The sequence below is a fragment of the Burkholderiales bacterium genome (assembly GCA_035543335.1).
GTDB lineage: Bacteria > Pseudomonadota > Gammaproteobacteria > Burkholderiales > JAHFRG01 > JAHFRG01.
In genome coordinates, this window is record DASZZH010000021.1 from 23,938 (window position 1) to 32,534 (window position 8,597).

An 8,597-nucleotide genomic window follows, 5' to 3' on the forward strand; every position below is an offset into this window, starting at 1 on the left:
AGACTAAAGGCGATAAGGCGCATGGCATCTGGGCCAAGAGCCTGGGCGGCAACGCCGGCGCGGGCGGCAGTGGCGGTTGGCTCGCCGGCAGCCCCGGCGGCGGCGGACAGGGCGCTGATGGCGGCACGGTCAAGGTCACACCAGCAGGGGAATCATCAAAACCTTGGGAAATGATTCCTACGGTATCTACGGCCAAAGTGTTGGCGGCTTCGGCGGTAGCGGCGGCGAGACTGACAACATATTTTTTTCCCACGGCGGCAACGGCGACAGTGCCGGCAGCGGCCGTGAGGTCACGATCACGAACGAAAGCAGCGGATCGATCACCACGCGAGGCGAGCGGGCCCATGCGATCTATGCCCAAAGCATCGGCGGCGGTGGCGGCGCCGGTGCGATAGTCGCGGTGGGCGGGACCGGCGGGGCTGGTGGCCATGGCGGCGAAGTCACGGTCACCAACGACGCCACGCTCGAGACGTTCGGTCAGAACGCCCGTGGAATTTACGCTCAAAGTATCGGTGGCGGCGGTGGCGACGGCGGCAACACCGGCGGCTTGGTCGCTCTCGGCGGCAGTGGCAGCGGCACGAGTGACGGCGGCAAGGTGACGATCACAAACAGCGGCGCGATCACGACGCGCGGCGAGCGCTCGATTGCAATCTTCGCTGAAAGTATCGGCGGCGGCGGCGGTGATGGCGGCTCCAGTGGAGGTCTCGTGTCTATCGGTGGCGACGGCGGCGGCGGCAATGCCAAAGAAGTCACGGTCAAGAATAGCGGCCACCTCAAAACCTCGGCAGCGGATTCCAGCGCGATTTTTGCCCAAAGCGTTGGCGGCGGTGGCGGTAACGGCGGCGATAGCATCGCCGTCGGCGCCTTTGTTAGCTTCGGCCTCGGCGGCAAGGGAGCACAAGGCGGCGATGCCGGTACAGAGGTGAAAGTTACCAACGAAGGGAAACTTGAGACCACTGGCGATCGCTCCCATGGTCTAGCCGCGCAAAGTGTCGGCGGCGGCGGCGGTAACGGTGGCTTTAGCATCGCCGGCGCGGTCGGGAAGTTTGCCGGGAGCTTTGCGATGGGTGGTTCGGGCGGCGCCGGCGGCAGCGGCAACCAAGTGGTCGTGGAAAGCGACGCCGATATCACCACCACCGGCCGGCTCTCCCCTGCAATCATCGCTCAGAGCCTGGGCGGCGGTGGCGGCAATGGCGGTTTTAGCGTCGCCGGGAGTTTCTCTGGCGGCGGTAATACGAGCGGCGGATTAGCCGTTGCGATCGGCGGCGCGGGCGGACCTGGCGTCACCTCGGACCTAGTCAACCTCAACAACACCGGCACCATCGAAACCAAGGGTGAGAGCTCGCATGGAATATTCGCGCAAAGTGTCGGCGGCGGCGGCGGCAATGGCGGTTTCGCCGGCAGCCTCGCGCTTAACTTCAGCAATCCCAAGGAAGGCACCGGCGCCGCCTTGAGCGCTGCCGTCGGCGGCAACGGTGGTGATGGCGGCGATGCAAAAAAAACAACTGTTACGAACTCCGGCGATATAACGACCAGGGCAGTCGACTCTTCAGGAATTTATGCGCAAAGTTTGGGCGGCGGAGGCGGCAACGGCGGTTTCGCCCTCGACGTATCGTTCGGCACTGGAGAGAAGACAGGAAACGTTGCGGTGGCTCTTGGCGGTTGCCGCGGTGATGGCAGCACCTGCGCCGGCGGCGCCGGCGGCGAAGTCGAGGTTGAAAATCACGGCAAGATCGAAACATTTAAAAAGAACTCCGATGGCATTTATGCTGAAAGCCTTGGTGGCGGCGGTGGCCGCGGCGGCTTCGCCGTCGCCGGCGCGCTCGGTTTTAGTTCGTCGGACCCGATGTGCGATCAGGCGGGCAAGTGCCAATCCGACACCAAGAATGTTCAATTATCGGTCGGCATCGGCGGCCACGGCGGCAACGGCAGTAATTCCGCTAACGTCACGGTGAACAACTTTAGCGATATCACGATTCACGGCGATGAATCTTACGGCATCCGCGCCCAAAGCATCGGCGGTGGCGGCGGCAACGGTGGATTCACTTTTGCCGGTGCGTTGGGCGGAAAAGAGTCCAAGAATTTGGCCGTCAGCATCGGCGGATTCGGCGGCAGTGGCGGTTTCGCGGGGGATGTTGCGGTGAAAAATGACGGGGCGATTTCCACGGCGGGCGGCAAGTCCGTTGGCATCTATGCGGACAGTATCGGCGGCGGTGGCGGCAACGGCGGCTTTGCCGCCACGCTGGCCTTCGGTCTGCCCGGCCAAACGGAGGCCGGATCTAATATCAATGCCAGCTTCAATCTTGCGGAAAAGGCGGCACAGGCAACCATGCCGGTGCCGTGACCGTAACCGGCAGCGGCGGCATTACCACAGTGGGAGATTACTCTGAGGGTATTTTCGCCCACAGTATCGGCGGTGGCGGCGGCAACGGCGGTTCCAGCCTTCAGGTGATTCTAGGACAAGAGGCCCCCGCCGGCGGGACGACCGCTAACCTTGGTGTGAATATCGGCGGCGCTGGCGGCGACAGCAGCTTTGGCGGCACGGTTACTGTCGATCGCTCAGGCAAAATCGAAACCTCGGGAATCAATTCCAGCGGTATCTATGCTCAAAGCGTTGGTGGCGGTGGCGGCGTCGGCGGCAGAGCCAATACGCTTTCATTTCTGCTGCCCGGGAAGTCGTGCACGGACGAAACAGTTTGCAACGGTCCGGAAAAAGAAGGCAACAACATCAATCTTAAAGTTGTCGTCGGCGGCAACGGCGGCGGATCGGCTGACGGCGGTGTAGTCAATGTAAAAAATAACGGGACGATTATCACTCACGGGCAGCAATCGCCCGGCATCTTCGCCCAAAGTGTCGGTGGCGGCGGCGGCGCAGGCGGCAACGGTGTTCTCGGTCTGGGAGGTCTCATTCCGGAAAGGGTCAACGACGGGTTGGAAATCGCGCTAACCTTGGAAGAGTTACGTGATCTCCACAAAGGCGGCTTTGTCGGCTATGCAAAAACGTTGGATGCCACGGTTGGCGGCAGTGGTGGGAGCAGCGGAAAAGGCGCTCATGTCACGGTTATGAACACCGGCACGATCACCACGCTGGGTGACGATTCGGCGGCGATTTTCGCGCAAAGCATCGGTGGTGGTGGCGGTGTGGGCGGCAACGCCGATGCCGGCCTGCTCGGCAAGATATCGGTAGCCGGGGGTGCCGGCAGCGCCGGCGACGGCGGCGCTGTCGCGGTCACCCATAGCGGTGACATTACAACCGATGGTAAACGTTCGCACGGCATCTTCGCGCAAAGTGTCGGCGGCGGTGGCGGCGTTTCCGGTGACGTGGAGCGGTTCTTGAAATCGATTGGTCTTAATATAGGCATTGGAGTTTCCTTTGGCAGAGATGGCGGGAATTCCGGAAACGGCGGTGATGTTACCGTCAACAATAACGGTAATATTACGACCCACGGCGAGGGCGCGGTGGGAATCTTTGCCCAGAGCATCGGTGGCGGGGGCGGCGATCTTGGCGACCTTTGTAACAATTGCGCGGGTAATGCCGGTGACTTAGGCAATAACCCACTTGGGTTTGCCGGCAGCGGTGGCGGTGCCGGCGACGGCGGCAAAGTTACCATTGAGAGCAAAGGTAATATCACCACCAGCGGCGTTGAGGCTTACGGTATTTTGGCGCAGAGCCTTGGCGGCGGTGGGGGTAAAGCCGGGGGTTTCTGGGGTAGCATCGGCGGCAACGGTGCGGCCAGCGACGTGACTGTGACCCACATGGGTGACATCACTACTACCGGGGACGGCTCCCACGGGATCCTGGCGCAAAGCGGAGGAGGAGGGGTCGCTCAGAATAAAGCCGGCAATGTCAATGTTACTGTAAAGGGCAACGTCACCATCTCAGGCGCGAACGCGGATGGGATTCGCGCGCAAAGTATCGGCGTCACGCCGGCCGCCAACGGAAACATTTCCGTGGACATACTTTCCGGCATCGTGCAGGGCGGTTCAGGCACGGGCGCAGGCGTGCGATTTCAGGACGGCGCCAACAATACATTGACCAATCACGGCACGATCACGACAGCAGGCGGCCTCGGCGGCTCGGCGATTATCGGTGGCACCAAAAACGAAACGATAAATAACTTCGGTACCGTCACCGGCAACGTCGATCTCGGCGCCGGCAGTAACGCCTTTAACAACAAAGAGGACGCGACTTTCAACTCCGGCGCGACGGTCAATCTCGGCGCCGGCAACTTGCTTTCCAACGCCGGCACGCTTCTACCGGGAGGCAAAGGGAATCTTTATACGACGACACTCACCGGCAACATCGCACAGACCAGTTTAGGCGCGTATGGCGTGGATGTGGATGTCTCGAGTCCCAGTGCCGCGGCTGACCGTATGAATACAACGGGGACAGCAACTCTCGCCGGCAAAACCGATGTCAACGCTCTTAATACGGGCTTTGCCCTGCCCGGCGCGCGGCAGGTCACCATTCTCTCGGCAGCAGGAGGCGTAACGAATTCGGGCCTGGGGTTGTCCTTTGCGCCATCGGCCGTGACAAGTTACCAGCTCCTCTTCCCCAACGCGACCGACGTGGCGCTAGGCTACAGCATCAACTTCGCGCCTGCCGGGCTTAACCGCAACCAGACCGTGATCGGTGGTTACGTTAATAACATTCAGCTTGCAGGCGGTACTGCGAGTTTCGGACCCATAGCCGCAAAGCTTTTCTCGATGCCGGATATCGCGAGCCTCGGGACCGCCTACAATCAGTTGAGCCCTGAACCCCTTCTGCTGCTGTCCACCACCACTATGTACTCGGACTTGCGTTTCTCCGACGCCCTGCACAGCTGCAGGAAACGTGATGGCGAGTTCCGGTTCGTGAGCGAAGGCGAGTGCAGCTGGATTCGCGTGGAGGGGAGCAACCTGCATCAACAACCGACCGACTCGAACATAGGCTTCAAGCGGGAGGCGTACACCTTTGCTACCGGGGTGCAGAAGGAGGTGAACGAGAATTGGCACGCGGGATTCGGGATTTCCTTCGAGACCAGCACGCTCCATGTCGGCAGCCTCGCCGAGAGCGATGGCACTCAGTTTGAGTTTGGGGTAATTGCAAAGAGAAACGAGGGCCCGACTGCCTTCTCGGCATCCCTCAGCGTGGGCCACGGTTCCTACCACAACAATCGCTTTGTCAACCTGCTGGTGCCCGGTACCACCGCGCAAAGTGATCAGGGAGTCACATTTGCTGCCAGCCACGTGCGGCTATCCCGGGATTTTGGGCAAGATACGGTCTGGTATCTGCGGCCTTTGATCGATGTCGGCATCACCTATGTGTACCACAGCGCTTTCAACGAGACGGGAGCAGGTGCGGCCAACCTTAATGTCAAGAGCGGCGATCAAACACTTGTGAGTCTTCAACCTGGGTTGGAGGTCGGCCGTGAGTTTAAGACGGGTGGTGGTATTCTGATACGGCCGTTCGGCATGGTCGGCGTCACCCAATTTCTTTCGGGCACCACTCCAGGTATAACAGCCGTACTACAAGGTGCGCCCGCAGGCACAGCGCCGTTCACCGTGACGAGCGAAATGGACAAGACTTATGCGAACCTCTCGGTCGGTGTCGATACGCTGAGTGTGAACGGGATAACCCTCCGGGTGAGCTACACCGGTCAATTTTCTACGCATTCGGAATTTCATAGCGCTAGTCTGAAGCTATCGATTCCGTTCTAGTTCTATTTTGAGCGACGCCCGTAGCGATATTGTCAAGTTAAAGGATAGGGGGTTTAATGGGGGATGAACTCATCCCACCTCTCGTATCGCGGTCATCGCTTTCCGGCCCAAATTATTAGCCACTGGGGGAATTGCCCTTCATCAGTGACAGTCTCGCCCACGTGTCGGCTTTTTCTATTCATATCGATGTTAAGTTGACAGAATCGTACGAGCGCTCGTTTACCAGTAATTCTCAACGGAAATTTGCCCCGGCTCTTTGCGCTTGTTGAGCTTAAGGCCGCGGCCCTCCAACACGGCGCGCGTATCTTTCACCATATCGGGATTGCCGCAAATCATCACTTGCGAATGTTCGGAAGAGATTGCGATGCCGGCGCGCGCTTCCAGCCGTCCGTCCTGGATCGCTGCGGGAACGCGGCCTTTGATGGCGAATACCGTGTCCTCGCGGCTTATAAATGGAACGTATTGAAATTGATCGGAATGACGTTGCTTTAAGCGCTCTATCGTCTCTTGATAGGTCAGTTCATGGCCATGGCGCACGGCGTGCACAAGCACAATTTTCTTGAAACGCCGCCACGCTTCCTCGGTCTTGCAGATGGAAAGAAACGGCCCCAGCGCGGTCCCCGTTGAAAGTAACCATAGGTGCTCGTTTTGCGGCATGTCGGCGAGCGTGAAAAAACCGGCTCCCTTGGGCGCGAGCAGCACCTTGTCGCCTGAATTGAGATCATGCAGGCGCGGAGAAAGCGGGCCTTCCGGCACGATGATGGAATAGAATTCATAGGGCCGCTCGTCCGGCGCATTCACGAAGGAATAAGGCCGCGCCACTATGTCGCCATTGATTTCGAGCGCAAGCCGCCCGAATTGTCCGGCGCGGAACGGTTCGAGATTCGCATCGATTTGCAGCGAATAAAGATCTTTGGTCCAAAGCTTTTTGTTGACGACTTTGCCTTCTATCCATTTACTCATTGTGTGGCGACGCCTTAGTGTTCGTCCGATTGACTAACCGATAGCGAAGCGATAGGAAAATCTATCCGCCCTGCCCGCCCCACGCGAGCCGAGTCATGCCTGGAAATCCCGCATGAGGGGCATCGAAGCCCGCATCAGGCGTTGATTGCGGCGTTGTGGTCGCGTTTGTGTGGCGCATCGGGTGCGGACAGGTCACGTGATGGCAAATACTGCACCTCCCCGGCCCGTTCAGGCAAGCGCCTGCGTGCACGCGGACCCGCCGCCCTGCTCTTCTTCTGGCCGATCATGCGCGCAATGATATCGGTGCTGCCGCCCGCGGCAAACGGCACAATGATGCGGATTGGTTTATTCGGATAATTCGGTGCCGATGCAACTCCGGCGCTGCATGTAAAAGTTAAGAGAACCGCAAGTACCGTCAAGCGAACGGATTCTTCAACGTGCTCATGCCGGGGGTTCTGGTGCAAAATTGATTCGGGTCCACCATCCGTTGAGATTTAAGGAACATTACAACCACTAGCCGTCGTAGGGTCCTGAAGTTGTTGCACCAGAACCAGAAAACACCAGTCAGCTCAAACGCGTTCCGCCATCAATACTATGGTTGATAAAGTGCAGCGAATTGCTTGCGAAGTTGCAGAAGTTTCGGCAAATCGTTGATAACGATATATGGGTAATAGGGATTGCGGGCGAGAAAGTTTTGGTGGTACTCCTCCGCTAGATAAAATTGTTTTAAGGGAACGACCTGCGTGACAATGGGGCCCGAAAATACTTTGGCCATGTTAAGCTGCTCGATGTAAGCCTGAGCGACCTGCTTCTGATCCTCGTTTGCGTAGAAGATCGCTGAGCGATACTGAGTTCCAGAATCCGGGCCCTGACGGTTCAACTCGGTTGGATCATGCGCCACCGAGAAAAAGACCTTTAGCAGCTGGCCATAAGAAATCTGCGACGGGTCATAAGTCACCTTTACTGACTCGGCATGCCCGGTCGTGCCAGTGCTGACAATTTCATACTTGGCCGTTGCTGCGCTTCCTCCCGAATAACCCGATGCCACGCTGGAGACGCCCTTTACATGCTTGAAGACTGCATCTACGCCCCAGAAGCAGCCCCCCGCTAGAACCGCTGTCTGTTCAACCTTGGATTCCGGAACCTGGGACTTAGCCACGAAATCGGGTATCTGTGCATTAGCAGCGCTACTTGCCAAAATGCCCGTCGTCGGGAAAAGGACTAGAGAACATAAGATAGCGCGAGCGCAATTAAGACTGTAGTTCAGCATGGTAATCCTTTGCGTTTCAATTCCCGCATTTGATAGAGAAAAAACTTCGATCCGTCCTTGTGTTAACTGGCGCACCGTTTGCCAGACAACAGGCCATTCCGTTTACTGCCTAGCGTGTGGTTAGTCGGGTGCCAACGGATTTACTTACGCAGACGTCTTGCGCCCGAACGTATTCGGCTCCCGTCTGCGATTATAGTCCCTTGGTTCGCGACAGTGTGTCGGGCCAATCACGCATCCATTTTTTTGATTTCGATAAAAGACTTTATTGAAAGTCATCTTCCCTGCTCGGTTGGCCCGGACCTAAACCAGCAGATTCGAGCCTGGACTGGCTCCCCAACCAGGGCAAAACTAGGCACTTCTGGGAATTGGCCGTGCCGCTTGCGTGATGGCGCTCCCGCCACGTATTCTCATACACAGCAGAGTTCCGGAGATGGCGACAACCGGCCAAAAGCGGACACTGGCGAGAGGTCATATCAATCGAGTAGCCTGAGGGGTTCGAGCCCCGCTCGGCTCCCTAACCAGAGCAAATCTGGGCATTGGGAAATATCGGAACTCCTGCCCTGATGTGTTAAGGGGCTCCACTTGCAGAACTTCTAAGAAATGTAACAATAAGCGCGCTAATCCTGGCGCGTTGTTGGTTTGGCTGGAACGCACGCTTAATGCG

General features: G+C 58.3%; 5 protein-coding genes. 2 read left to right on the forward strand and 3 right to left on the reverse strand.

Going from position 1 to position 8,597, the window contains the following annotated elements:
* Nucleotides 1–163 precede the first annotated feature (163 nt).
* A complete protein-coding gene (locus VHE58_04210; protein HVS26485.1) occupies nucleotides 164–2,344 on the forward strand; it encodes a hypothetical protein in 2,181 nt (726 codons plus the stop codon).
* Entirely contained in the window at nucleotides 2,341–5,700 is a 3,360-nt protein-coding gene (locus VHE58_04215) for an autotransporter domain-containing protein (GenBank protein HVS26486.1), read from the forward strand. The genes VHE58_04210 and VHE58_04215 overlap by 4 nt, the downstream gene beginning before the upstream one ends.
* A 219-nt stretch (nucleotides 5,701–5,919) precedes the next feature.
* On the opposite strand, the gene VHE58_04220 is transcribed toward VHE58_04215, so the two are convergent.
* The 3 genes from VHE58_04220 to msrA all read right to left on the reverse strand — a co-directional run bounded on the left by VHE58_04220 (nucleotide 5,920) and on the right by msrA (nucleotide 7,933).
* The gene (locus tag VHE58_04220; GenBank protein ID HVS26487.1) at nucleotides 5,920–6,663 is read right to left on the reverse strand and encodes a ferredoxin--NADP reductase; all 744 of its coding nucleotides are present in this window, start codon (nucleotides 6,661–6,663) and stop codon (nucleotides 5,920–5,922) included.
* A gap of 134 nt (nucleotides 6,664–6,797) precedes the next feature.
* Nucleotides 6,798–7,082, reverse strand: coding sequence for a hypothetical protein (locus VHE58_04225; protein ID HVS26488.1), 285 nt, complete (start codon nucleotides 7,080–7,082; stop codon nucleotides 6,798–6,800).
* A 173-nt stretch (nucleotides 7,083–7,255) separates the two neighbouring features.
* Nucleotides 7,256–7,933: a peptide-methionine (S)-S-oxide reductase MsrA gene (gene msrA / locus VHE58_04230; GenBank protein HVS26489.1), complete on the reverse strand. Its 678-nt coding sequence runs from the start codon at nucleotides 7,931–7,933 to the stop codon at nucleotides 7,256–7,258.
* Nucleotides 7,934–8,597 lie beyond the last annotated feature (664 nt).